Here is a 24172-nt window from a genome sequence, read left to right as displayed (position 1 = left end):
GCACAGCTTTTTTTCTTTAAACTAATCTTCAAACTAAGAACATCGCAACGAACGTCGTTACGGCCAAACCGATCAACACCGGCTTGAAATTGCGTCGCGCCAGCTCGAACGGGCTCACGCCGCAGATCGCCGCCGCCGGGATAAGCGCCCACGGAATCAACGTGCCGCCGCCGACCCAGATCGCCGCCACTTGGCCGAGCGCGGTCAATGTAGCCGCTCCCGTTCCGATCGCCGCAGAGAACATGTGAGCGATAGAGCCGACGAGAGAGATGCCCGAGAACCCCGAGCCGTCCAACCCCGTAATAGCTCCAGTCGCCGTTAACGTCGCGGAAGCGACCGCTCCGTTCATCGGAACGTGATTCGCCAGCGCGACCCCGAGATCGTTCACGATTCCGTGCGAGCCTTGTAGCAGTTGATCGCCGAACAAATCCTTGAACGCCGAGTCCCCCAAATAGAAAAACGCGGCGATTGGGATAACGGGACCGAATACTCGAAATCCGAATTGAAACCCTTCTATTAAATAGGAAGTCGTTTCTTCCAAGCCCTTGTTTCGATGCGCGATCATCGTCACTCCGATCAGAATGACTACCGCGGTTCCCCCGATCAATGCCGTGGCATCCCCGCCTTGAAGATCAAAGACGAACATGGCGACTACGTCTATAGCGAATAAAAGCGGAATGATCATCGCCAGAACCCTCTTAAGCGATTGGGGCAAGGCAACCGTCGCAGAACCTGCTCCCGTTACGCCGGTTCCCGCTCCGCTTACGAGACCGTCTCTCCATTTTCCGTTTTTCATGTCCTTGCGCATCATCCAGAAAGCGACGATCGTCGTCACCAACCCCATTACGATGACGAGAGGCACGCTCGCTTCCATGACTTGCGACACCAGCAAACCTGCCGCGTCAGCCGTCAGCTTAGGCGCCCCTTGAATAATATAGTCGCCGGATAAAGCGATCCCATGCCCGAATAGGTTCATGGCGATAGCCGCTCCAAGCGCCGGCAATCCAACGCGCAGGGCCACGGGAAGAAGAACGGCTCCAATTAACGCAACCCCGGGAGACGGCCAGAAAAACAGCGAGGTTACCAACATGATGATCCCGATTCCCCAGAAGGCCAGCGTCGGGGTTCGCAGAAATCCGGTAAGCGGTTTTACCATCGTTTCGTTTATGCCCGTAATGATTAATACGCGGCTCATCGCGACGATTATGGAAATAATGAAAATAGTGCCGAGCAATTCTTTGGTCGCGAAGATGAAACTATTGAAAATGCCGGACACGGAGCCGTTCAAGCTTTCCGTAGCGATCAAGCCGAGCGTGAAAATACCGGCAACGCAAATGAGAGTCGTGTCCCGACGCTTCAACAGCAGCGCTAAAATAAAGGCAATGAAGGCTAAATAGACCCAATGCAGCGAAGTTAATTGAATGTCCACCAGAGCCACTCTCCAGTCTTTCATGTAAGTGCTTCATTGTATGTCGGAGGATGGATAGCGTTCGTACAATTAAAAAACCCCGAACCTGAAGGGGGTTCGGGTTCGGGGTTGAAATTCTTTGAAAATCTTTCAGGGTTTCAAGATAACCGTCGAATAAGGCGGCAGTTCGAGCTTCCGGCCATCAAGCTTCGCTTCGGAGTTATTCGAATGAGCTATTTTGGCGAATACGGTAGGCTGAGACTTGGTTGCCTCAAGCGTTAAGCTTTGAGGATCCTTGGTCATATTGTGCAACACCAATACTTGTTCGTCTCCGCTTACTCTCGTGTAAGAAGTCACGAACGAACTATCCGTATCGTAAGAACCGATCGTCCCTTCTCTTAAAGCCTTCTCCTGGGCGCGCCAAGAGATTAGCTTTCGATAATGGTTAAGCAACGAGTCGGGGGCGCTCTCCTGCGCCTCTACGGATACTTCAGGATCCCGGTAAGTCGAGCTTTCCCAAGCGGTTTCCTCCGGCGATCCCGCATTCCGCGTCCACGGAAACGGTTCCCTGATTCTCTCGTCCGGCTTCACTCCGCTCATTCCCAGCTCTTCGCCATAATAGATGAAGGGATTTCCCGGCATCGTGAGCAGCATCGAGGCGGCTATTTTGGCATGATCGACGTTGTTGCCGAGCGCGCTCATGACGCGGTTCTGGTCATGGTTAGACAAGAACGGGGCGTCCGCGAACTTGCCGCCCGAAGTCTTGGAGAAAAACTCGTGGATCCGGGACAGCGTAAATCCGATGCCGGACGCGCTCTCCGAGGATGCGGAGCTAATGAGCGACTCGGCCAGATCGAAGTTAAACGCCGAGTTAAACGCATTATCCAAATAAGGGGCGACGATAGCCGTATTGTCATACACTTCGCCGACCAAATAAGCATCCGGTTTCACCGCGTTTAAACCTTGCCGGAATTCCTGCCACCAAGCTTTATTTTTAGCTTGAATAGGCTTAGAACCGACCGTGGCATTAAAATCGCCGTAAATATGCTTAGCCGCATCCAACCGGAAGCCATCTACGCCTTCCTTCAGCCAGTACTGGCCGATGGCGATCATTTCTTGGCGAACCTTCGGATTGTCGAAATTCAGGTCGGGCATCCCTTCCCAGAATACGCCAAGATAATGGCCGTTGAGCGCGGCATGCCAAGCCGGATTGCTTGTCGCGCTGTCGGCCGGCGTCGCGCTCTCCGCGTCGTCGACCCATGTGTACCAGTCCCGGTAAGGACTGTCCTTGCCTGCGGCCGAATCTACGAACCACGGGTGCTCCACGCTAGTATGATTAACGACCAAATCCATCAGGATACGAATATCTCTTTTGTGAGCTTCCGCGATTAATCGTTTGAAATCATCCATCGTGCCGTAGTCGGGATTAATTCCGTAGTAGTCCGTCACATCGTACCCATGATAGCTCGGAGAGGGCTGAATCGGCATTAACCACAGACCATCTACTCCTAAGCGGTCCAGATAATCCAGCTTATCGGTCAGCCCGTTCAAATCTCCGATGCCATCGCCGTTCGAATCCGCGAAGGATCGAACGAATACTTCATAATACACGTTCGTCGGCCCTTCAACCTTCGGGGGATAGTTGAACCGCCTGTGACGCTGCCGGCGACTCCGCGGGGGGAGCGGAAGTGCACCCGGCTAGCAGCATCGTTGCGAACAAGAGCCCAAGCGAATGCTTGATCGCTTTCCTCATCCTTTGGAGGCTCCTGCCGTTAAGCCGTCAACCAAGAAACGTTGCGTGTACATAAAGAGAAGCGTTATCGGGATCGCCACAAGGACGCAGCCCGCGGCGAACAAGGTAAACTCTGTGCTGTTATAGGAATCGATAATATTCCAAAGTCCTACGGCCAGCGTCCAGTTTTCCGGCGTTCTTAGAATTGCTCTTGCGAAAATGAAGTCTACCCATGCCCCCGCGAAAGTGGTGAGCGAGATATAAGTAATAATAGGTCTCGACAAAGGCAGGATAATACTTACGAATATCCTCATGTGGCTTGCGCCGTCGATTCTAGCCGCTTCTTCCAAGCTCCGGGGAATCGTATCGAAAAACCCTTTGGCGACGAACATCCCGAGAGCTGCCCCGGCGGAATAAACGAGAATGAGCGCCCACAAGGAATCCAGAAGATCCAGCGTGTTGAGAATAGTAAAGATAGCGATCAGGCTCAAGAAACCTGGGAACATTCCGAGAATCAAAACGATCATAAGCATGGATTTGCGCCCTTTAAAGCGGAAGCGCGAGAAGGCATACGCCGTCAACAGTTGGATCAGCGTTCCAAGCACCATGCTTGCTACGGCTACTTTCATCGTGTTCAAGTACCAGGTCGCGTAAGGAATTTTCCTGTCCACTCTTTCCACGAACAGATCCCGATAGTGATCGAAAGTCCACTTGGTCGGAATGATCGTGTCGCTGAACAAGGAGTTGCCTTCCCTGAAGGAGGACAAGATCGTCCATAACGCCGGATATACGCATGCGAGCGCGATCAGGATCAACAATAGGTAACTGAAGAATATACGCGGTTTCATTGGATCATGTCCTCCTCCTTGAACGATCTAGTTCTGCTATACAACAGAACCGACATGACTGCGATGATTAGGAATAGCAGGATCGCTACAGTGGCAGCGATATTGTACTGGTTGAAATCGAGCGTCAGCTTGTACAACCAGGTAACCAGCAAGTCCGTCTGTCCGGCGTTGTTATACTTCATCGTCGCCGGATTACCCCCGGTCAGCAGGAAGATGACGTTAAAGCTGTTGATATTGCCCGCGAATTGCGTTATCAAGATAGGCGCCGTCGCAAAAAGGACATACGGCATCGTGATATTGCGGAATTTCATCCACGCGGATGCTCCGTCTACGTCCGCGGCTTCGTACAAATCTTTCGGGATCGTCGTCAGGATTCCCATGACCAGTACCATCGAAACCGGAATTCCGATCCACATATTGACTACGATAACGGATACTTTGGCCCAGAACGGATCGTTCAGCCACGGTAACCCTTCCAAACCGAAATATCTGAAATATTGGTTAATCGGCCCGAACTTCTCGTTCAGCATGTTTCTCATGATCAGCAAGGAAACGAATTGAGGAATCGCATAAGGAATAATAAACAGCATTCTCCAGAAGCCCTTCAGCTTGATTCCTTGTTGATTGATAAGCAGCGCAACCAGAATCCCGCCGAAGTAACAGGTGACGGTTGCCAGAATTGCCCAGATAATCGTCCAGGTCAAGACACCTCCGAAGGTGTCGGCCCAGACGTTCATGTTAAACAGCTTGTCGAAGGTTCCGAAGCCGACCCAGTCCACCAAATTTTTCGGCGGTATATGATGGGGCGAAGCGTAGTTGGTAAATGCGAGCAAAGAAGTAAACACGATAGGCATGATTGTGAAAAACAGAACTCCGATAATCGGCAGCGCCAGAAGCGCCCAGGGGAAAATATCGTTTTTTAATCCCTTCACTGCACTTCCCGTGTCCCGTTTGCGGCCTACAGCTACGGCATCGCGAATATTCAAAATGTAGAAGACGATATACAGACCCAAAACAATGACCGCAAGAACTCCGTGAATCATCATGAAAATGGAGTGGTCTCCCGGAACGTTTTTGAATATTTTACCTACTTTTTCCAAGTGTTGCCCTTGTTCGCCAAGGGTGATAAGTCCTTTGATTTTAGTGAATAAGGTCGTCGAGACGAGGTAAATTCCGATAGCGTGAATAAAAACAAACAGCAGGCCTTTCGCGTATTGCTTGTTATACCACTGTCCAAGTCCGGCGCACAGTACCGAAAGCCAACCGGCGGCTACTGCATTTCGCTTCAAGCTGAGCCATCTCCTTTCTGAACCCATTACACCCGCCGTAGAACGGCGGGTGAATGGTATTTATTAAGCCTTAGGAACGATTTACTTAGCTGCCGCGTTGCTGTCTTTTACTTTTTTCGCCCAATCGTCCATTGTCGTTTGAGCATCTGCGCCGTCATTCCAGAGGGAAGAAAGAGCAGCTTCGTGAGTACCCCAGAATCCGGCCATCTCCGCGATCTTAGGCATTGGAGTAGAGTTGTCGAACTGTTTCAAGAACACGCTTGCGAACGCGTCGCCGCTTACTGCCGGGCTTGCTGCTACGTTTTTGTTCGAAGGCAGGCTTCCGAACAATTCGAAGTTTTTCGCTTGGATAGCTTCGGAGGAAGCGATTTGCGCGAACAATTTAGCCGCGATCGGATATTTCGTGTTTGCGTTAACCAGGAATCCTTTAACGCCGGAGAATGGCATCATCGGTTTGCCGTTAGGCAATGTCGGATATTCCATTACGGCAACGTTCGGAAGAGCTTTCTTGAATTCTCCTACTTGCCAAGGACCGCTGACGTTCATAGCCAGTTTGCCTTCGCTGAACAAGCTTGTTTTGATGTCGGCTTTGATATCCGCAGCTTTGATAGGAAGAATTTCTTTCAGGCTTCCGAAGAACTTAGCCGCTTCGACTGCGCCTGCGCTGTTCAGGCCGATATCGGCAGGATCCGTGCCGTCTTTGCCGAATACGTATCCGCCGTATCCGCCGAAGAAGCCCCAGCTCCAGTAACCATTGCCGACTTCCCACATGTAGGCGTATTTTTGAGCTTTCGTGTCATTGAATTTTTTAGCGAATTCGATAACGCCGTTCCAATCTTTCGGAGCTTCTCCGTTCGTATCCGGGAACAGGTCTTTGTTATAGAACACGGCCGTCGTCTCAACGGACATCGGGTAGCCGTACAATTGACCGTCGATTGACAGAGCGTCTACCGATTTCTCGGAGTTGTTCGCGACGGACTCGTCTGCGTGAAGATCGTTCGGAAGAACGACGCCCGCTTGAACCGCGGAACCAAGACGGTCGTGTACCGCCAAGAATACGTCCGCGCCGACTCCGGCAGGACCGTCCGTGATCATTTTCTCGATCGATTTGTCCGGGCCTACGTCTTGATATTCAACGTCGATGCCATATTTTTCTTTGAAGACTTTTGCGGCTTCGTCGATGATTGCTTTTTCAGTTGCGGAATACCATACAACCAATTTAGCGCCTTCTTCAGGCAGGTACTCTTCTTCCGCCGGTGCTTCTTCGGAGGAAGATGCGCTGGAAGTCGCAGCCGGAGCGCTTGCGCTCGGGGAGGAAGATGCGTTGTTGTTCTCATTTTTACCGCCGCATGCCGCAAGTACGAATACCATCATCAGCACGAGTGATACGAGCAACCCTTTTGATTTGTTCATTAACCTGTAGAACCCCTCTCTGAATATCGGTTATTGAGCGCCATCGCCCGTTCCCGTCCATTGGTCTCACCGTTCTTATTGGCTTCGCAAGTTGTGCAAACGTTTGTACAAGTCTGCTCAAACTTCGCCAAAAGCCGCTATAATGCGATGATATCAACGTTTTGAGACCGATGTAAGCGCTTTTGACGCTAATTTCATGATAATCGAAAATGAGAAAAAGTAAATCGTTTGCACAGAGTTAATTCAGTCAAATTCTAAATATAATCTATAGTTATCTTTCATTATCTCTTGTTTTCAAACAATTACGTTTGTTGTTACCGCGTGCCTTATGTGGCACAATGTAAGCGTATCCGAGTGCAAATGTTGCACAAGCCCTTCACCATGTTCTGCATTACTATTTCGACTAAATAGGATACAATATATATATCATTTTCATTGGAAAAGGAAGATACCTAAGATGAGCGTTACGATTAAAGATGTGGCTAAAAAAGCCGGAGTATCTCCCTCCACGGTTTCCAGAGTCATTGCCGAACATCCTCGGATTAGCCTAGAGACAAGCAGGAAAGTAAAAGAAATCATGGAAGAACTCGGATATCATCCGAATTTAATGGCGAAAAGCCTCGTCTCGCGGACGACGCGCACGATCGCCGTTATTTTGCCGAAACCGGCGGAAGAGCTATTATTGAACTTCTTTTTCTATGAATTAATAAGAGGGGTTCTCGCTCAACTAACCCGCGCGGGTTATGACCTGCTAATGGCCGGCGGAAGCAATGAGCAAGAAGAGCTGGAAACCGTTACGCGGCTCGTTCGCGGGGGTAGAATCGATGGATTGCTGCTGCTTTATTCCCGTTCCTCCGATCCCATCATTAGTTTCCTGCGCAAAGAAAAGGTTCCTTTCGCCCTCATAGGGCGCAGCTTGGATTACGAGGACGTTCCTTCGGTGGATAACGATAACGTGCAAGCGGCGTACGACGCGACGAACCACCTGATAGCTCAAGGACAGAAACGGATAGGTTTCGTAAGCGGGCCAACCAAGCTCGCGATGACTCAAGACCGCATGGCCGGATACTCCAGGGCTCTCGTGGAAGCCGGATTGCCGGTCAAGCAAAGCTGGATCGTGGAAGGCGAATTTCTGCTTGAAAGCGGCTACCGCGCCATGGCATCCATCATGTCTCAACCGGAACCGCCTACGGCGCTGGTCGTCATTGACGACGTCGTGGCGTTCGGAGTGCTGAAAGGGCTTGCCGAGCTAGGTTACCGCATCCCGCATGACGTGGCGATCGTGAGCTTCAACAACATCGCATTATCGGAATTGACGATGCCTCCGATCAGCAGCGTCGATGTCGGCACCTACCAACTCGGTTATACCGCATCGCAGATGGTGCTCCGGATGATTCAGCAAGTCGAGATCACCACTCGGCAAATTATCCCGCATCGCCTAGTCGTTCGCGAATCCTCGCTGAGGACGGTTACGCACGCGTGACCGTTATTGTATAATATCCCTATCCGATTACGGAAGGGAGTCCGACTGCCTTGCGATTCGTCAAAACGGACATTCGTAAACCTTTAGAATTTTTATCCGCAGGGCAATTTCACTCCCCCATCCCATGGACTCACTCTCGCCGCACGATCGACAGCTATGAAATCATAGTCGGCGTGCGGGGGACGATGTACATTGAACAGGGAGAAGAACGGTACGCGGTCATTCCCGGTTCCGTCCTTCTGCTCCCTCCAGGTCTCCCTCACTCCGGTTATCGGCCGAGCGACGGGGAGCTGATCTTCTATTGGTTTCACTATCTATCTCACGGTTCCTTGCAGTTTTCCGACGATGATCAACGCGAGCAAGACCGTAAGCTGCGCCAATCGAACGAATTCCTCTCCTCTCTTAGCGAATCCCTGTACCTCCCGCTTTTTTTCCAATTAAGCAGCATAGAACGAATCAACGTCTTATTTCAGCAACTCCAGCATCTGGCCAACTCGAAGCTTCATTATCGTCGCGCCCTTCACTACGCGGTAACCTCCATCGTGCTTGAGCTAGCCGAGCAAGCGGAGTCGGCGAATACCCATGAAGTTCGCTATAAGCCCGATCCTCTGGTCGCTTCGATCGTGGAATGGATTAGGGTGCATGCGGAAGAACCGTTAACCGTCAACTTCATTGCGGAGAAATACGGATACAACCGCGATTATCTGTCCCGTCTTTTCAAACGGACGATGGGCATGAATTTGCAGGAATACATACACGTACAGAAGATGGCCAAGGCCAAATCCCTCTTGACGAGCACGAACCGAACGGTGAAACAAATCGCCTTCGATATCGGCATGGCCGACGAAAAATACTTTATCAGACTGTTCCGCAAGTACGAGCATTTGACTCCGACCGGATATCGCAACGCTTATTATCGGAAACACTTGAACATCCGATGACGGCGTTGCGATGCCGCTATCGCAATAAGAATCCTCTCGACAGCGGATCGTCGGGATGAACGAGAAATTGATGCGATCCGGTAACGAATGCGCGCCCGCGCAGTTCCCAGAACAATGCCGGCCGCCCCTCTTGGTCTAATAATCCGGTTACGTTCGAATGAAGCGAGCTTCCGGATAACCCTTGAAAAAGGAAATTTCCCCCGACAGTAACGCGGTTACGTTTGTTCATGACGGCAAGCATTGCTCCAATGGATCCGGCTTCCGGCGCACGGAAAAGCCTGCCATCCTCATAGCACGTAACCGCTCGCCATGCGCTCTCTTGACCGGAGCTGGCTTCCATGAACGCGATGCGGCAGTTATTCTCAGCCAACCGTGGAACGTTCGATTGCCCATCTCCTCTCTCTTCCCAGTTCCCCTTAGTTGCTTGGCCTATTCGCGCAGCCAGCTTCTCCAACTTCGATTTGTTGGCGACCGACAAATCCAAACCCGCCCGTTTCGCGTCAACGATGACATAGCGGTGGCCGCAGTCAGCTCTGTCTACCGTGAAGTTAAGATCGCCTAATTCGATTTCCTCGTCAATCGCGACGCATTCCGCCGCGTCGCCTTCGATCCTTGCTTCGTCGACCGTTGAATCATGCGGCGTAAACGTTGTCCGATGAATTTGACCAGGCGATCTAAACGCGTCGAACGTTCCGGCTCCTATTTCAGCCAATCCCGTAGCAACGCATAGGGCATCAAGCGAGTCCGTCCGACAGTAGCCCTCCGAATCGAAAACGAGCATCCGGACATCGGCAGCATCGGACGTATCTACGACCGCAACCCGCATAGCCGCATGCCCCCTGGGTTCTCTCTGCAGCCAGTGAAGAATGGAATGGTCGTCGTCCCATAGTTTCCGAGCCGCCTGGCGCAGCGATTGCTCGTTCTTGCCCTCCGGAATAGGGCATTGCAACACTCTTAGCGGCCAGCCTGCAACATGTACGTCTATCGTATGAATCATATGGGATAATCGCATGGACCGACCTCCTAATCATGATCAACCGCGGGAATGAACAAAAAACCTTCGTTAAGCGGATCTTCCTCGTGGGAATAAAAGGTGTGCATGCCCATCATCCAAGCCGAGCCTGCTATTTCCGTATCGACGGCAGGCATCCCGCCGACCTCCGTCTCTTCGAGCACCCGCGCGTGAAAAAGGGAGCCAACGATGCTCTCGTGCACGAACGTTTCATCGATTCCGATCTTGCCTTGCGCATACAATGCCGCAAGCTTAGCGGATGTTCCCGTACCGCAAGGAGAACGGTCAATGCCTCCGGGCGGCACGACGACCGTATTGCGCGTATCCGCTTCGGGATGCCGAGGGTCGCCGAACAATTCGACATGCGTTACTCCTCGGATAAATTCCGATTCCGGGTGTACGACTTGCATCTGCTCGTTCACGGCTTGTCGTATTAACAAAGCCTGGTCGACGATAGTTCCCGCATTCCAAGGCTCCAACGCCACTCCGATCGTCCTCGCGTCCACGATCGCGTAGAAATTGCCGCCGTAAGCAATCTCGCCGGAGACGTCCCCGATGCCGTCTACTTTGACGGTGAATCGGCTATGCAAGAACGCCGGAATATTGCGAAACGCTACTCGTACCGCCGAGCCATTACTCACCGTCACTTCCGCGCGGACGAGCCCTGCGGGCGTATCGAGCGCGATTAGAGTAGTCGGCTCCCTTACCGGTACGAGTCCGCATTCCACCAATGCCGTGCAGAACCCGATCGTATCGTGCCCGCACATCGGCAAATAACCGCCCGTCTCGATAAAAATGACGCCCACGTCCGCCGCAGGATCGCACGGTTGAACGAGACAGGCGCCCGACATGACATCATGTCCGCGCGGCTCATTCATAAGTAATCGGCGTATATCGTCATAGTTTCGTTTCATATCCAACATTTTTTCGGCCATCGTATTTCCCTTAAGCATCGGTAAGCCGCTTATTAACGTTCGGGTCGGGTTCCCTCCGGTATGCGTATCGATCGTCCGGAATACTCGGTTAGCGCGCATGCTGTCTCCTCCATTCCTCGGCTTGAAAACGATCGTAACGAAGGGGAGCGGCCGGAATGCACGTATTATCGGCTCCGGTTAGCAACTCGCTCATGAGCTTGCCCGTCACCGCCGCCAAACTGATGCCGTCCCCTTCGTGGCCCGCGGCAATATAGTAGCCGGGAACTTCATCGACTTCCGACACGATCGGCAAATGATCCGGCGTCCACGGCCTAAGCCCGGCGTAAGCGCGGATGATCTGGAAATCGGCGATGCCGGGATAGAACCGAAGCGCTCGCCGCGCCATCGTCCTGATTACCTCCGGCCGTACGACCGTATCGAATCCGGCGAATTCCCTGCTCGATCCGATAAGGAAGTTCTGGCTTTCCGTCGGCTCGAACACGAGCGCGACGCCGAAGCGCTCCGTTTCCTCGTCGACTTGGCGGGTTCCTCCGAACTTGGACATCAAATAGCCGAACTCCATCACTTTGCGCATCCCTACCGGCTTCTGGCGGGCAGCAACGATTAGGTGACCTTTGCGCGGAACGATAGGGATATCCAAACCGACCATCCCCCCAATCTTGGGCGCCCAACAGCCCGCGGCATTCACGATCTTGCCGGCTAACCATTCGCCCCTGTCCGTGTCTACGGCGAATCCGCCTCCTTTCAGACGCGTAATGCTGCGAACTTCCGTGTGCAATCGGATCACGGCCCCAAAACCGCCGGCCCCTTCGGCGAGCGCGTACGTTAGCATGTAGGGATTAACGGTCGAATCCGAGGCGCACTCCAGACCGCCGGCCAAATCGTCGGCGAAATAGTCGGATTCTTGGCGAAGATCCGATCGATCCAGCATCCTAAACGGCAATCCTAGAGCCGCTTGGCGATTCACCCACATCTGCGCCGCCGCGAGCTCTTCGTCCGTCTCGCATACGAAAATACTGCCAGGAGCGCGGTACTCGAAGGAATGCGGAAGCCATCTTGTCAGTTCGTCGATAAGCTGCTGGCTCTTCAGCGACATCAAACTATCGAATCCAGGTTCCTTATCGATGACGAGGATATTGCCGTCGCAGCGGGAGGACGTGCCTTGCGCGATCTCTCCCTTCTCCAATACCGCGACGGATAACCCCGCCCGGGCGGCATAATATGCGACGGACATCCCGATGATGCCGCCGCCGGCAATCAGTACGTCCGCCGATTGGCTTACCGTCCTGCGGCTTGTTGCCATTCGACTACCTCCCTTTGTCGTTAACGATTAGATGATCATCGAGCATGTGTATATTTTGATTTACATCCAATGCCGTACAGTGTAATAATTTATTTACATATTCTGTAGAATCATGAGGGAGGTGCATCTCGAATGTCCGCTTACGACTCCATGCAGCGAACGGACCCTTTCGCTTCCATGCTCGGCAGAAGTACCGCTTATCTCGAGACCGTCGACAGAGCGCGCAGGCTGGGCGGAGTTCTGTCTACCGTATTGCTTACCGGTGAAACCGGCGTAGGCAAAGAGCGGTTTGCCCAAGCGATTCATTCGCTGCGCGAGCGCGAACAAGCGCCGTTCATCGCCATCAATTGCGGAGCGCTGATGGCTTCACTCGTCGAGAGCGAACTGTTCGGTTACGAGAAAGGGGCTTTTTCCGGCGCGGATCCGCGAGGCAAACCCGGTAAAATCGAGTTAGCCCGCGGCGGGACATTGTTTCTGGATGAGATCGGAGAGCTTCCGGCCGACATGCAAGTAAAACTTCTACGCGTTCTAGAGGAGCGTACCTATTTTCCGGTAGGAGGCACTCGCGCCGCGGAGGTTGGCTGCCGATTCGTCGCCGCGACGAATCGCGACTTGGAATCGAGGATGAAGCAAAGCTTATTCCGGGAAGATCTCTACTACCGGCTTAGCGCGATCGCTATCGAGATCCCTTCGCTTCGCCAACGTAAGGACGATCTCCCGCTGCTCGCTGACGCTTTCCTGCGCGAATTCGGCAACCGATACGAACGGCCCGTCGCGCAACTATCCGCTCCGGTCATCGAGGCGATGTCGGCGTACCCTTGGCCCGGCAACGTTCGCGAGCTGAGGAACGCGATAGAACGGCTTGTCGTTTTCTCGCAGGATGGCGTTGTTCGGTTAAATGATCTGCCGGAGGCCATTCGACTAAGCTTATCTCATCCGCCAACCGGACAAGAGAATGCGGTACCTTCGCTCCCTTCCGACGGCACATTGGCGGATTGGTTGTCGTTGCGCGAACGGGAATATGTCGATGCCGCACTCGAACAGGCTGGGGGCAACAAGCAGGCCGCGGCGAAACGGCTCGGCATCTCCCGCATGTCGTTGTACAAGAAGCTAGGAACACCTCTCCGTTCTTAGCCGACGTTCGGCTACAATCGGCGCAGCTCCCGGGGGAAACAGGTCAAGCGTTCCGTCTCCCCCTTCTCGTTCACGTAAATATCGTCTTCGATCCTGACGCCCCCAACGCCCGGAACGTAAATGCCCGGTTCGATCGTGAACAGCATGCCGGGCACGATAACGTCCCCGTTGCGGCCATGTATGGACGGTTCCTCATGTATGACCATTCCTAATCCGTGTCCGACGCGGTGAATGAAATATTCGCCATAGCCTTGCGCAGATATCCACGAACGAGCCGCATCATCGATTTCGCTCAGCGGAACGCCGGGACGGATCGCGGCTATCGCTCTTCTGTTCGCTTCCCGCACCGTATCGTAAATGGTTTCCTGCTCGGCGGTCCCGCTTCCCACTAGGAAAGTTCGGGTCATATCCGATAAATAATTCCGATAGGACACGCCCATATCGATCAGCAGGAAGTCTCCGTCCCGAATCGGCGTATCTCCGGTTTCCCCATGCGGCAGGCCTGCGCGAACCCCCGCCAATACGGTCGGCGAGAATGCCGGACCGTCGCCTCCCAGCAATCGGATTTCGAGTAGAATGCGTTCCGCGACTTCCCTTTCCGTCATGCCCGGGCTAAAATTTTTCAATGCCGCTTCTACCGCTTCGTTGGCGATATGCGCCGCTTTGCCGATGAAATCCGCTTCTTCTCTCGTTTTTCTTCCCCAAATGGCGGACAGCTCTCCGCCGACTTCAAGAAATTCCGTTTGCTCCCAGAGCAGGCTCAACTGTTCTCCGACGTGGATGGACATTGTTTTTTTCTCTATTCCGCAGCGGGCCGGGGCTTCTCCGCATTCACGGCGCACAATCTCGTAGGGAGAGTCGCTGTCGGTCACGGGGACGATCGTTCCGATATTTTCCGCCGTTGCGGCTTTAGCCTCATCCAATTCGGGAACGAAAAGGATGGTTTCTCCTTCCGCGGGTATCCATAGAGCTAGGAAACGTTCCATCGGATCGGACTGAAAACCGGTCAAATAGAGTAAAGCCGTCGGCGAAGTAAGCAGCGCGGCGGTCATCCCGCGTTGCCGCAGCCGTTCGCGAAACTGCTCGAAGCGTTGTTTTCTTAAACTGGACATGTTGCGAATCTCTCCTTCGATCTTGTTATGTTGGCACCGTTAAGTATGGTCAGCTTTAGATTACGCCAGACTCCTCTGTTCGACATAGCAAAATAGATGCCAACTTTGGAACGGATACCATTTCCACTATGCGTTGGCATGATTTTTGCTGGATCAAAGTTGTCATAATTGAAGGAGGGATCGCGTTGAATCATAACGACCTGGTCGTCTGCCGTTGCGAGGAAGTCACTCTATCGCAGATTACGGATACTTTGAACCGGTACGGTTGTTCGTCCAGGGAGACGAAGCTTCGTACCCGCGCGGGCATGGGCATATGCGGAGGCAGAACGTGCAGGCCGTTAATCGAGAGCATGGCGATGCAGGTTCGCGGGGCTGAGGCGGAGGCGTCCATTCCGCTCAAAATCCAGCAGCCCGTTAGACCCTTGAGCTTCGGTGATTGGGGGAAGAGCCGGTGAATGCTCGACGGACCATAGGAAGGATCGATCACCACCCTATCCTCGGACGATTGCCGGAATCGCCTCCGATCCGGTTTCAATTCGACGGGCTTGAACTGATCGGCAGAGAAGGCGAGAGCATCGCGGCCGCTCTGCTCGCAAACGGTATCCGTAAGCTGCGCTCGCATGAAGAAAACGGCGCTCCTCGCGGAATCTACTGCAATATCGGCCATTGCATGGAATGCCGTCTAACCGTTGACGGAATGGGCGGGATAAGAGCTTGCATGACGCCGATCCGCGAAGGCATGTCCATCTCTTCGGGCGAGCGCTTGCCGACGCCCTTCCGTAAGGCCGCAACTCCGGTGGGGGAGGCAATTTCGTGAGCAACGGCGGAGCTAACGCCGACGTGATTGTCGTGGGGTCGGGACCCGCGGGTCTGTCCTCCGCGATATCGGCGGCAAAGAACGGATTGCGGATCGCGGTGCTGGACGAATATCCCCGGGCAGGAGGAAGATTGCTTGGCCAACTCCATCAAGAGCCGAACGGCAAGTGGTGGAACGGCATTGAGGAAGCGCGGCGCTTGGAAGATACTGCCCGCGAGGCCGGCGTGAGCGTACGTACGGGCGTATCCGTTACAGGGCTGGAGCGAACGGGAGACGAAGGCTGGACGTTATGGACGAATGCGGGCTTGTTCCAGGCGAAACGGCTTCTTCTCGCAACCGGAGCGGCGGAATCCGCCGTGCCCGTGCCCGGTTGGACATTGCCCGGAGTCATGTCCATCGGGGCGGCGCAAGTCATGACGAACGTGCAGAGAGTCAAAGTCGGCTCGCGCGGAGTGGTCATCGGAATGAACGTTCTGGCCATGGCGATCGTGTCTGAGCTTCGGTTAGCGGGTATCGATCTGGAGGCGATCGTGCTTCCTCCCGGATCCCCCGTATCGGGACACTCGTCCGATCCCGGCCGCGTATTCGGCGCGCTTCTTAAGGTTGCCCATCTGGCCCATCCGCTATTTCGCCGGGGAGCCTCCCTCATACGGCATCCTCTGCTTCAGCGCATGGCGCTCGCCGCTTATCCCAAGGGCGGGATGCGAATATGGGGGACCCCGCTCCAATTGCGCAGAGCCGCGCTCGAAATCGTCGGGAACGACTGCGTAGAAGGAGTGCGTACCGCTGCGATCCGAACCGACGGCAGCGTAATCGCAGGCACCGAACAGTTCATCGAGGCCGACTTCGTCTGCATAGCCGGAGGGCTCTACCCGCTTGCCGAGCTTGCGGCGGTAGCCGGCTGTCCGTTTCGTTACGTCCCGCAGTTAGGCGGGCATATTCCGCTGCATGACGAGAGCATGAGAACGCCTCTTTCCCGGCTGTACGTAGCCGGAAACATCACCGGCGTCGAAAGCGCTAAAGTCGCGATGGCACAAGGCTTCGTCGCGGGATTGGCTATGGCATTCGATGAAAATGGCGATAAACCCGCTTCGCTTGCCGCGGAGCTGGAGCTCGCGATCGCCCGGGTTAAGCAGGTGCGGCGCGAGGCGCTTATCCAATTCCATCCGGACATCGAGCAATGTCGCGTAGAGTTCTATCTCTCTCAAGCTTGAAGGTGCTAGGTTGAGCTTTTCGCTGCCATCGTCGCATAATGCGACAATAAATGCGGATTTGGCTGGTTCTCCTCCACCATCGTCGCATTATGCGACTATAAAGGCGGATTTGGCTGGCTCTCCTCCGCCATCGTCGCATAATGCGACTATCAGTTAGCGAGGCTTCGGCCGACCGCCCCAACCGATAAGAATACCCCACTGCCGGAAGGCCGCGGGGTATTCTTATCGGTTCAACTTATTAATAGCCGAATACTCTCCATTGCTCGATGCCGGTAGAATACGAGGCCTTCGCGGTAATGTTCAGGCGGATCTTGGTTGTTGATACCGGCGTAAAGGTCGTGGCGTTATATTGGTTGCCCAGAACGCCTAGTCCTGATGGATTAGCTACATTCACCCACGCGCTGCCGTTCCAATACTGAATCGAACTGGAAGCCGGCAGATCGATGCCTTGGTCGTCGTCGAACCAATATACTTCTACTTTGGATAACGTTTTGCTGGAGCTGAAATCATACTGCACCCATTGAGTCGTACCCGGGTTGTCCCAATTCCCGTACACCGGGTGCCCCCTATCGTTCGAGCTCGTGACGTTATACCCGTCGTTCAAGCCCGCCAAGCTTTCCCACGAAGAAACGAAAGACGTCGATGCCGTCCCTTGCGAAGCGATGTTCGTCGGCGTAGGCGTCGACGTCGCCGGATCAAGCTTGATGTAATCAAGCTCGGCATAGCCGGTCGCCCCTTTGGTGAGACGGATCGTATTCGCTCCGGAATTCAAATTAACCGTAACGACCTTGTTGCCGAACTGCCCCCACCCTGACGTAGCGGGATAAGTGACCGTTTGCGCCGCGCCTCCGTTAACGCTCAAGTTGTGCGTGGAATTCGCTCCGGTTCCGTTCGCGTATCGGATCGTCATGTCATAGGCTCCCGCGCTCGGCGCCTGCACGGCGAACTGAACGTAACTCGTCGCATTGTCAATGCCCCCGACGTAGGATCCCCCGGACGCTCCCGTGCTCGTGTTCACGTTAGCCCCGTTGATCGTTGCCGACTCCGCCTCGTAATTTCCCGTTCCCGTCGAGCCGCCCGTGCCGATCGTGAACGTTTTCGTCACCGGAGAGCTTAACGCGTCATAATCCTTCAATTGCACCGTGAAAGTGCTTATAGCTTGCGGCTGGCTGTTCGCTACCGTACCGCTGATCGTCCCGGTGAACCTGTCCAAGCTCAAGCCGACAGGCAAGCTTCCGCCGGTGATCGTCCAATCGTAGTACGGAACGCCGCCTTTCACTGCCAGCTTCTGATTATAGGCCTGCCCGGGGGTACCCGCGGGAAGAGAAGCCGTAGTGATCGACGGCGCCAGGAACGGCGTCAGGTTCTTGTTCAGCTTCCAGCCCGCATTCTCCGCGATGAGCAGGGAAAGCTTCGTATGCATCCACCTCTTCGGATGGAACAAATTGTTCCTTCCGCTGCCCATCCCGCTTAGACGGTCGAAGTTGGCGGGATCGGTGTCCGGAATATGATAGCTGGAGTCCAAAGGAACGGCATGTCCCATATAAGAAATGACTTCGGCATCGTTGTTCCCTCCGGAATTCACGTAAGCCGCCATGCCAGCCCAATCGCTATGGAATGCGACCGCATGTCCGAATTCGTGCATGATCAAGCCGAGCACGTCCGTCTGGCAATTGGACGTACAGCTCGACCCCGGCATTTGCGTCAAATACCACTCTTCGTCGTTCAGGGAGGTAAACGGCGTGAAGTTCGTGTAGAAATCGAGAATCGTTCCGAGAGACCGGTGAATCGGTCCGGGAACTTGAACGCCTCCGCGTTTGTGGTAATTGCCGTTGTTTGCCGGCCATCCCGTGGAGTAAGGATCGTTAAGTCCCCTGAACACGATCCACATCCCGTTGTACGCGACGTTATTCGTCGCCGTAATCGAGTTCTGCCAATTGTCCCCCGGGATCGAGATGCTTTCCGCATTGACCGGAACGGTGTCGAAGGAGGCCATGTCGAAAAAGTAAAACCAGTCTTTAACCGCTTGTTCGGCGGCGGCTCTAATAGCCGGATCGCTAAAATAGTTCTTTATCGTATCGAATCGGTAATCGAACAATAGCGGCATCGACGGATCGGCGTTATCGTCCTGGTCGAGCACCCGGATCGGGATACTCTGTACGTTCTGGGTCCCGTTGTTCTGAGCCACGGTTAGCGACAACGTATAATTTTCGATTTCGTTCGGTCCGCCGATGCGATCGGGATGGATTTCCAAGTAAAAGGACTTCTGCTCGTTCGCGTTCGCGAAGGTCAGTACTTTGGTCGCCCCCGTAGAAGACAACGTGCTCGGGCTATCCATCATCAACCTCGAAGTTCCTTGCGCTTTGAGAGTGATGGTCACCGGAAAAACGGCATTGGATGGGGGTTTTACCGTAAGCTTCACGTGCGGATTCGCTAGATAGCCTTGCCAATCCAAGAGGTCGATGCCGTAGTCGTTAATCGTTCTGCCGAAATTATCCACGACTTCCGCGTAGTTCGCCGCGGCATTCGCCGACCGTGCCGGCCCGTAGCAAAACAAGCCGACGACCATCGCCAAGCTTAGAACAACCGATATGGCCTTTTTCATCGTCATTACCCTCCATTCGATTTTTACGTTCGTTGCCGTTACGAAACCGATCCTTTCGTCATTCACACCCTTCCCACGCAATTGTTAATACATAAGCGTCACCTCCTTTCCATTATCCTTTGAGCTCGAGCGGACTACGGAGTGTCGAAGGAAGCAAGCGTTCTTCTTCGCGATATTTGGCGACCGTGCGGCGGGATATCCGAATTCCTTCCTTTTGCAGCGCCGCCGCAAGCTCGCTGTCCGAGAGCGGACGGCTTTTGTTCTCGGATGCGATCATAGCCTGTATTTTGCATTTCACGGTTCTCGAGGAGACGCTCTCGCCGGTGTCCGTCCCTATCCCGACGGCGAAAAACCGGCTTAACGGAAGGACGCCGAACCCAGTCTCGACGAATTTATCCCGGATGGCGCGGCTTACCGTGGACGGATGAACGCCGGATCGGGCCGCGATTTGCTCCAGCCCGAGCGGTCTGATCGCCTCGGCGCCATACCGGAGAAAAGAAACCTGCTCTTCCGCCACGGAACGAATTACCTTTTGCAACGTACGTTGGCGCATAGAGAGTCCGTCCATGAGCAATCTCCCCTCCTTTCGCTTAGCTGCCGCGTAGCTCCGCCATTCCGATGAGGACTCATGGACATTCGTCCAAGCCGACGAGAGCAAGTTAACCTTCGGCAAGAAAGCATGCTGGAAACGTACGACAGAACGCTCATCTTCCCATAGAAGGCGTGCTTCGGGAATGACATATGGAATAGAGGATACGCAGTGACTCAGCCCGGGGCGAGGATTTAACCTGCGCAAATACCGGACGGCCGCGCTCGCCTCCTTCTCCGTAATCTCTAAACTGCGGCAAATCCGTTGCCATCGTCCTTTGGCTATGTCGGTCAAATGTTCCCGAATCAGCCTCTCCATGACGGTTGGCGCTTGCGGGTCGCGCCGCGATTGAAGCAGCAGGCATTCCGCAAGGGAACGCGCCGCGACTCCGGCAGGCTCGCAAGCTTGCAGCAAACGCAATCCAAGCTCCATTTGCGGCACGGGTACGGCCATGCATGCCGCCGCTTCCTCCAACCCAATGGCCAAGTATCCGCTGTCATCCAGATTACCGGCCAGGAACGCCGCGTTCCTCTTACCTTCCGGCGATGAGTCTAGCAATCGGATTTGGGAAGACAACCGCTGTTCTAACGTGACCGGCGATTGGAAACGATAAAAAGGATCTTGCGCCCCGTCGCTTAAGCCCCCGGCAGAAGAACGTCTTCTCGCGGCTTTGCGCGAGAAGCGATCATCCGGCCAACTGACGTCAAGCAGCGGATTGTCTTGCTCCTGCTCGCGAATGTGGGCTAACAAATCGAGGGTGGACATCTGCAGCAAATGAAGCGACTGCCTTAGTTCATGCGCAAGCACGAACCGCAATTGGGGCTTCTGTAAGAGCGCCATTCCCTGAAACATGTCAGTCCCCCCGTAGTTGGCGTTAGCGATATTGAATGGAACAAGTTTTGACGGCGGAGTAGAAATCCAGAGCGGATTGGCCTTGCTCTCTCGTGTGCGAGCTCGAGCCCTTCATTCCGCCGAACGGCGCTTGGTATTCGACGCCGGCCGTCTCTTGGTTGACCCGTACCATTCCCGCATCCATCTCTTCGAGAAAACGGAAGGAATTCGCCAAGTTCGTCGTGAAGATCGAGGCGCTAAGGCCGAATACCGTTCGGTTCGCCAGTTCGATCGCTTCGTCGACGTTGGCCGCGCGAAGAATGACGGCTAACGGACCGAATACTTCCTCTTGGACGAGCGCGTGGCCGGGGTCGACTCCGTCGATAATCCGCGGACCGATGTAATAGCCCTGCTCCGCTTCCGGCGCTTCCACGGCAACGACGGTACGGCCATCCGTTTTGGCCATCTCGACGTAACCCGTAACGATACGGAACTGCTCTTCGGAAGCAACCGGCCCCAAGTACGCCCGTTCGTCCAGCGCGTTCCTTACTTGCAGTTGCAATGCTCCGGTCGCCAGCTCTTGAACGAATTCATCGTAGATGGCATCCTCCACGATAATCCTGCTGGTAGCGGTGCATTTCTGCCCGGCGGACCGAAACGCGCCGCTAAGCACGGCATTCACCGCGATCGGAACATTCGCGTCCTTCAGCACGACCGCCGCGTTCTTCCCGCCCATTTCGGTCTGATATTTAATGTTCCTAGCCGCGCAAGCCGCTCCGATCATTAAGCCCGTCGCCGTCGAACCGGTAAAACTGAGCGCGTCGATGGCCGCCTCCTCCGTCAAAGTTCGCCCGAGCACGCTTCCTTTGCCGATGATCAGATTCAGCGTACCCGGAGGCAAACCCGCTTCGGAGAACAACTCTGCCAGCTTGGCGGCCGTAAGGGAACCGAATTCCGCCGGTTTCCACACGACCGTGTTGCCGCAGACGAGCGCGGGAGCCAGCTTCCAGATCGGGATCGCCACCGGAAAATTCCAAGGCGTGACGATCGCGACGACGCCCAGCGGCACCCGTTTGGAGTATTGCATGACGTTAGGCTGAGTCGACGGGATAACGTCTCCGTTAGCCCTGACCCCCTCCGCCGCATAATAGCGAAGCAACTGTACGCCTCTTGCCACTTCTCCGCGCATCTCCGCGATCGGCTTGCCCATCTCGCGGCTCGCTAGTTGCGCTACTTCTTCGGAATTGCGTTCCAAGAGCTGAGCCATTCGATGCAAGCATTCGCCCCGCGCCGCTCCGGTCATCTTCCCCCAGATTCTCCAGACGCGGCGAGCCGCTTCTACCGCCTGCAGCAATTCCGCGCCGGAAGACAGCCGAAGCTTGCCTACGGTTTCCGTTATCGCCGACGGATTCCGCACGACAACTTCCCCTGCGCTAGGCGTCGACCACTCGCCGCCGATCCAATTTCTCGTTTCCAATCCCGGCTCAACTCCCTCTATCCGGTAATCTCGCATCTTTACTTCGCTAGAGTCGCGTATTCGTAGGCATCGCGGATCGCTCTCTTCTCCTCCGGCGTCAACTCCAACCTAGGCGGCTTTGCCGCGCCGACCGGCCTGCCCGCAAGCTCCAAGCTGTACTTGATCGCCTGAACGAGCCGCGGACTGGCGTCCCAATGAAACAACGGCAGCATTCTCTGATAGAGCGCGTTCGCCTCGCTTAGCTTACCTTGCTGGGCCAGCTTAAACATTCGCACGCTGTCTCCGGGAATGACGTTGGTCAGCCCCGCGATCCACCCCGTCGCCCCGAATAACCCGCCTTCCATCGACAAATCGTCTACCCCTATTAGAATCTCCAGATCGGTTTCGCGCCGGATATCATGGACTCGCCGGATATCTCCAGAAAATTCTTTAACGGCGACTACGTTCTCGATGGCCGACAGCTTGCGCAGCAGCGCGGGCTTCAAATCGGTCGGATAGTCGTGAGGGTTGTTGTAGGCGATTATCGGCAATCCGACCTCGGACAATCTCTCGTAATGGGCGATGACTTCCGATTCGGTAGGCTTATAGTTGATAGGCGGCAAAGCCATAACGCCCGATGCTCCCGCTTCTTTGGCATGGGCCACCCATTCCGCGGCAAGCTGAGTGGATGGGGCAGCCGAGCCGACGACGACGGGAACGCGCCCGTTCGCGACGTCGATGACCGACTCCACGACCAAGGCGCGTTCGGCCGCGGACAACGAAGCGTATTCCCCGACCGATCCCGTCGGAACGATGCCGTCCACCCCTTCTTGGATCAACCAATCCACGTGTTCCTTCAACCCTTGCACGTTAAGCTCCTGATTATCATGAAAAGGGGTAATGATAGCGACATATACGCCGGGAAAACGACTCATTCGTATCCTTCCTTCCGATTATTCGTATTTTTATACCGTCATGAGCTCTTTAGGAGACGAATTCAGCACGCGTATTCCGCCGTCCGTGATCAAAACGTCATCCTCGATGCGTACGCCTCCGAACCCGGGAACGTAGATGCCCGGCTCAACCGTCAACACGTTGCCCGGCTCCAGCACGATCGACTCGCTGTTCGCCGACAGCCGGAGTTGCTCGTGAATTTCCAGTCCGATGCCGTGGCCGAGCCCATGTCCGAAATATTCCCCGTAACCTCTCGCGGTAATGACGTCTCTGGCTAAGGTATCGCCCTCGCGGCCGTTCATCCCGGGACGTAGGCCGGCCAACGCCGCCAAATTCGCTTCCAGTACGATGCCGTAAAGCTCGCGATGCCTTTCGGAAGGCGTGCCGACGAACACCGTTCTCGTAATATCCGACAAATAACCGTCCACGTTCGCCCCGAAATCGAGCGTGACGAATTCGTCCATGCCGATCTCCTTGTCGCTCGCGCTACCATGGGGTAAAGCCGAACGCTCGCCCGATGCCACGATGAAGGGATAGGCTCCGCAATCCGCGCCGAGCAGCCGCATTCGATACTCCAGCTCAGCCGCGACGCGCCGCTCCGTCACTCCGGGACGAATCAATCCCAGCACCTCGGCGAAAGCTTCCTCGGCGATCCGAGCCCCGCGCTCCAGGCATCCGATCTCATACTCGTCCTTCACGTTGCGCAGCTTCTCGATGACGTCCGTCATCGCCACGTAATCCAGTTCGCCTATCGCTTCCCTCATCGTCTCGGAGTGCACGACGGTCAAATGCTGGTTCTCGACTCCGAGCGTGCGGATCGCTAATCTGTGCACGTGTTCGGCGATCGTGTCCATGATCGTCTTCGCCGAATGGCGGACGATTTCGAACCCTTCGGCCTGTTCCTTCGCTTGGGACACGTACCGGAAATCGGTAATCAATAGCTGCTCCCGAGCCGTGACCAGCACGTAACCCGCGGATCCCTTGAATCCGCTCATGTATCTTCGATTGGGCCCATGCGAGATCAGAAAACCGTCGACTTGCTTCCGCGCCATCTCCGCTCTCAGCCGGGTTAACCTGGATCCGTTCATGCACATCC

At 54.8% G+C, this 24172-nt stretch carries 21 protein-coding genes; 6 read left to right on the top strand and 15 right to left on the bottom strand.

Going from position 1 to position 24172, the window contains the following annotated elements; translation table 11 throughout:
- Window positions 1–28 precede the first annotated feature (28 nt).
- The 6 genes from FPL14_RS22945 to FPL14_RS22925 all read right to left on the bottom strand — a co-directional run bounded on the left by FPL14_RS22945 (window position 29) and on the right by FPL14_RS22925 (window position 6690).
- Complete coding sequence (locus tag FPL14_RS22945) at window positions 29–1453, bottom strand: hypothetical protein (RefSeq protein ID WP_407644627.1); 1425 nt, start codon at window positions 1451–1453, stop codon at window positions 29–31.
- Between the two features lie 105 nt (window positions 1454–1558).
- Complete coding sequence (locus FPL14_RS22940; protein ID WP_182299927.1) at window positions 1559–3019, bottom strand: alpha-amylase family glycosyl hydrolase; 1461 nt, start codon at window positions 3017–3019, stop codon at window positions 1559–1561.
- Between the two features lie 13 nt (window positions 3020–3032).
- Entirely contained in the window at window positions 3033–3161 is a 129-nt protein-coding gene (locus tag FPL14_RS30385) for a hypothetical protein (RefSeq protein ID WP_267875386.1), read from the bottom strand.
- On the bottom strand, window positions 3158–3988 hold the full coding sequence (locus tag FPL14_RS22935) for a sugar ABC transporter permease (RefSeq protein ID WP_182299926.1): 831 nt from the start codon (window positions 3986–3988) through the stop codon (window positions 3158–3160). Before FPL14_RS22935 ends, FPL14_RS30385 begins: the two co-directional genes overlap by 4 nt.
- Complete coding sequence (locus FPL14_RS22930; protein ID WP_229263632.1) at window positions 3985–5277, bottom strand: carbohydrate ABC transporter permease; 1293 nt, start codon at window positions 5275–5277, stop codon at window positions 3985–3987. The genes FPL14_RS22935 and FPL14_RS22930 overlap by 4 nt, the downstream gene beginning before the upstream one ends.
- Window positions 5278–5358: 81 nt before the next feature.
- Window positions 5359–6690 carry a sugar ABC transporter substrate-binding protein gene (locus tag FPL14_RS22925; protein ID WP_182299924.1) on the bottom strand — a complete coding sequence of 444 codons (1332 nt, stop codon included), beginning with the start codon at window positions 6688–6690 and terminating at the stop codon, window positions 5359–5361.
- Window positions 6691–7018: 328 nt separating this feature from the next.
- Between FPL14_RS22925 and FPL14_RS22920 the strand changes: the two genes are divergently transcribed.
- Window positions 7019–8173 (top strand): LacI family DNA-binding transcriptional regulator, encoded by a 1155-nt coding sequence (locus FPL14_RS22920; RefSeq protein ID WP_267875385.1) that lies wholly within the window; start codon window positions 7019–7021, stop codon window positions 8171–8173.
- 50 nt (window positions 8174–8223) lie between these two features.
- Window positions 8224–9114: a helix-turn-helix transcriptional regulator gene (locus tag FPL14_RS22915; RefSeq protein WP_182299922.1), complete on the top strand. Its 891-nt coding sequence runs from the start codon at window positions 8224–8226 to the stop codon at window positions 9112–9114.
- Between the two features lie 16 nt (window positions 9115–9130).
- Here FPL14_RS22915 and FPL14_RS22910 read toward each other — a convergent pair whose 3' ends face one another.
- The 3 genes from FPL14_RS22910 to FPL14_RS22900 are packed head-to-tail and all read right to left on the bottom strand — an operon-like array spanning window position 9131 to window position 12364.
- The gene (locus FPL14_RS22910; RefSeq protein WP_182299921.1) at window positions 9131–10126 is read right to left on the bottom strand and encodes a proline racemase family protein; all 996 of its coding nucleotides are present in this window, start codon (window positions 10124–10126) and stop codon (window positions 9131–9133) included.
- 11 nt (window positions 10127–10137) lie between these two features.
- A complete protein-coding gene (locus tag FPL14_RS22905; RefSeq protein ID WP_182299920.1) occupies window positions 10138–11160 on the bottom strand; it encodes a proline racemase family protein in 1023 nt (340 codons plus the stop codon).
- Complete coding sequence (locus FPL14_RS22900; RefSeq protein ID WP_182299919.1) at window positions 11150–12364, bottom strand: NAD(P)/FAD-dependent oxidoreductase; 1215 nt, start codon at window positions 12362–12364, stop codon at window positions 11150–11152. The genes FPL14_RS22905 and FPL14_RS22900 overlap by 11 nt, the downstream gene beginning before the upstream one ends.
- Before the next feature lie 132 nt (window positions 12365–12496).
- Between FPL14_RS22900 and FPL14_RS22895 the strand changes: the two genes are divergently transcribed.
- Complete coding sequence (locus tag FPL14_RS22895) at window positions 12497–13498, top strand: sigma-54 interaction domain-containing protein (protein WP_182299918.1); 1002 nt, start codon at window positions 12497–12499, stop codon at window positions 13496–13498.
- A gap of 11 nt (window positions 13499–13509) precedes the next feature.
- Here FPL14_RS22895 and FPL14_RS22890 read toward each other — a convergent pair whose 3' ends face one another.
- On the bottom strand, window positions 13510–14610 hold the full coding sequence (locus tag FPL14_RS22890) for a M24 family metallopeptidase (RefSeq protein ID WP_182299917.1): 1101 nt from the start codon (window positions 14608–14610) through the stop codon (window positions 13510–13512).
- A gap of 128 nt (window positions 14611–14738) precedes the next feature.
- Between FPL14_RS22890 and FPL14_RS22885 the strand changes: the two genes are divergently transcribed.
- Genes FPL14_RS22885 through FPL14_RS22875 form a run of 3 tightly spaced genes read left to right on the top strand, consistent with a single transcriptional unit; the run spans window position 14739 to window position 16641 of the window.
- The gene (locus tag FPL14_RS22885) at window positions 14739–15065 is read left to right on the top strand and encodes a (2Fe-2S)-binding protein (protein ID WP_182299916.1); all 327 of its coding nucleotides are present in this window, start codon (window positions 14739–14741) and stop codon (window positions 15063–15065) included.
- Complete coding sequence (locus tag FPL14_RS22880) at window positions 15062–15427, top strand: (2Fe-2S)-binding protein (protein ID WP_229263631.1); 366 nt, start codon at window positions 15062–15064, stop codon at window positions 15425–15427. Before FPL14_RS22885 ends, FPL14_RS22880 begins: the two co-directional genes overlap by 4 nt.
- Window positions 15424–16641, top strand: coding sequence for an NAD(P)/FAD-dependent oxidoreductase (locus FPL14_RS22875; protein WP_182299915.1), 1218 nt, complete (start codon window positions 15424–15426; stop codon window positions 16639–16641). The genes FPL14_RS22880 and FPL14_RS22875 overlap by 4 nt, the downstream gene beginning before the upstream one ends.
- Before the next feature lie 238 nt (window positions 16642–16879).
- Here FPL14_RS22875 and FPL14_RS22870 read toward each other — a convergent pair whose 3' ends face one another.
- The 5 genes from FPL14_RS22870 to FPL14_RS22850 all read right to left on the bottom strand — a co-directional run bounded on the left by FPL14_RS22870 (window position 16880) and on the right by FPL14_RS22850 (window position 24164).
- A complete protein-coding gene (locus FPL14_RS22870) occupies window positions 16880–19246 on the bottom strand; it encodes a CBM35 domain-containing protein (RefSeq protein WP_182299914.1) in 2367 nt (788 codons plus the stop codon).
- A 112-nt stretch (window positions 19247–19358) separates the two neighbouring features.
- A complete protein-coding gene (gene rpoN, locus FPL14_RS22865) occupies window positions 19359–20687 on the bottom strand; it encodes an RNA polymerase factor sigma-54 (RefSeq protein WP_182299913.1) in 1329 nt (442 codons plus the stop codon).
- A 22-nt stretch (window positions 20688–20709) separates the two neighbouring features.
- Window positions 20710–22143: an aldehyde dehydrogenase family protein gene (locus FPL14_RS22860; protein ID WP_182299912.1), complete on the bottom strand. Its 1434-nt coding sequence runs from the start codon at window positions 22141–22143 to the stop codon at window positions 20710–20712.
- Window positions 22144–22181: 38 nt separating this feature from the next.
- Window positions 22182–23057, bottom strand: a complete 876-nt coding sequence (locus FPL14_RS22855) for a dihydrodipicolinate synthase family protein (protein ID WP_182299911.1) — start codon at window positions 23055–23057, stop codon at window positions 22182–22184.
- Between the two features lie 30 nt (window positions 23058–23087).
- The gene (locus tag FPL14_RS22850; RefSeq protein ID WP_182299910.1) at window positions 23088–24164 is read right to left on the bottom strand and encodes a M24 family metallopeptidase; all 1077 of its coding nucleotides are present in this window, start codon (window positions 24162–24164) and stop codon (window positions 23088–23090) included.
- Window positions 24165–24172 lie beyond the last annotated feature (8 nt).

Source organism: Cohnella cholangitidis (assembly GCF_014107495.1).
GTDB classification, from domain to species: domain Bacteria; phylum Bacillota; class Bacilli; order Paenibacillales; family Paenibacillaceae; genus Cohnella; species Cohnella cholangitidis.
This window is presented reverse-complemented; position numbering and strand designations above follow the sequence as displayed.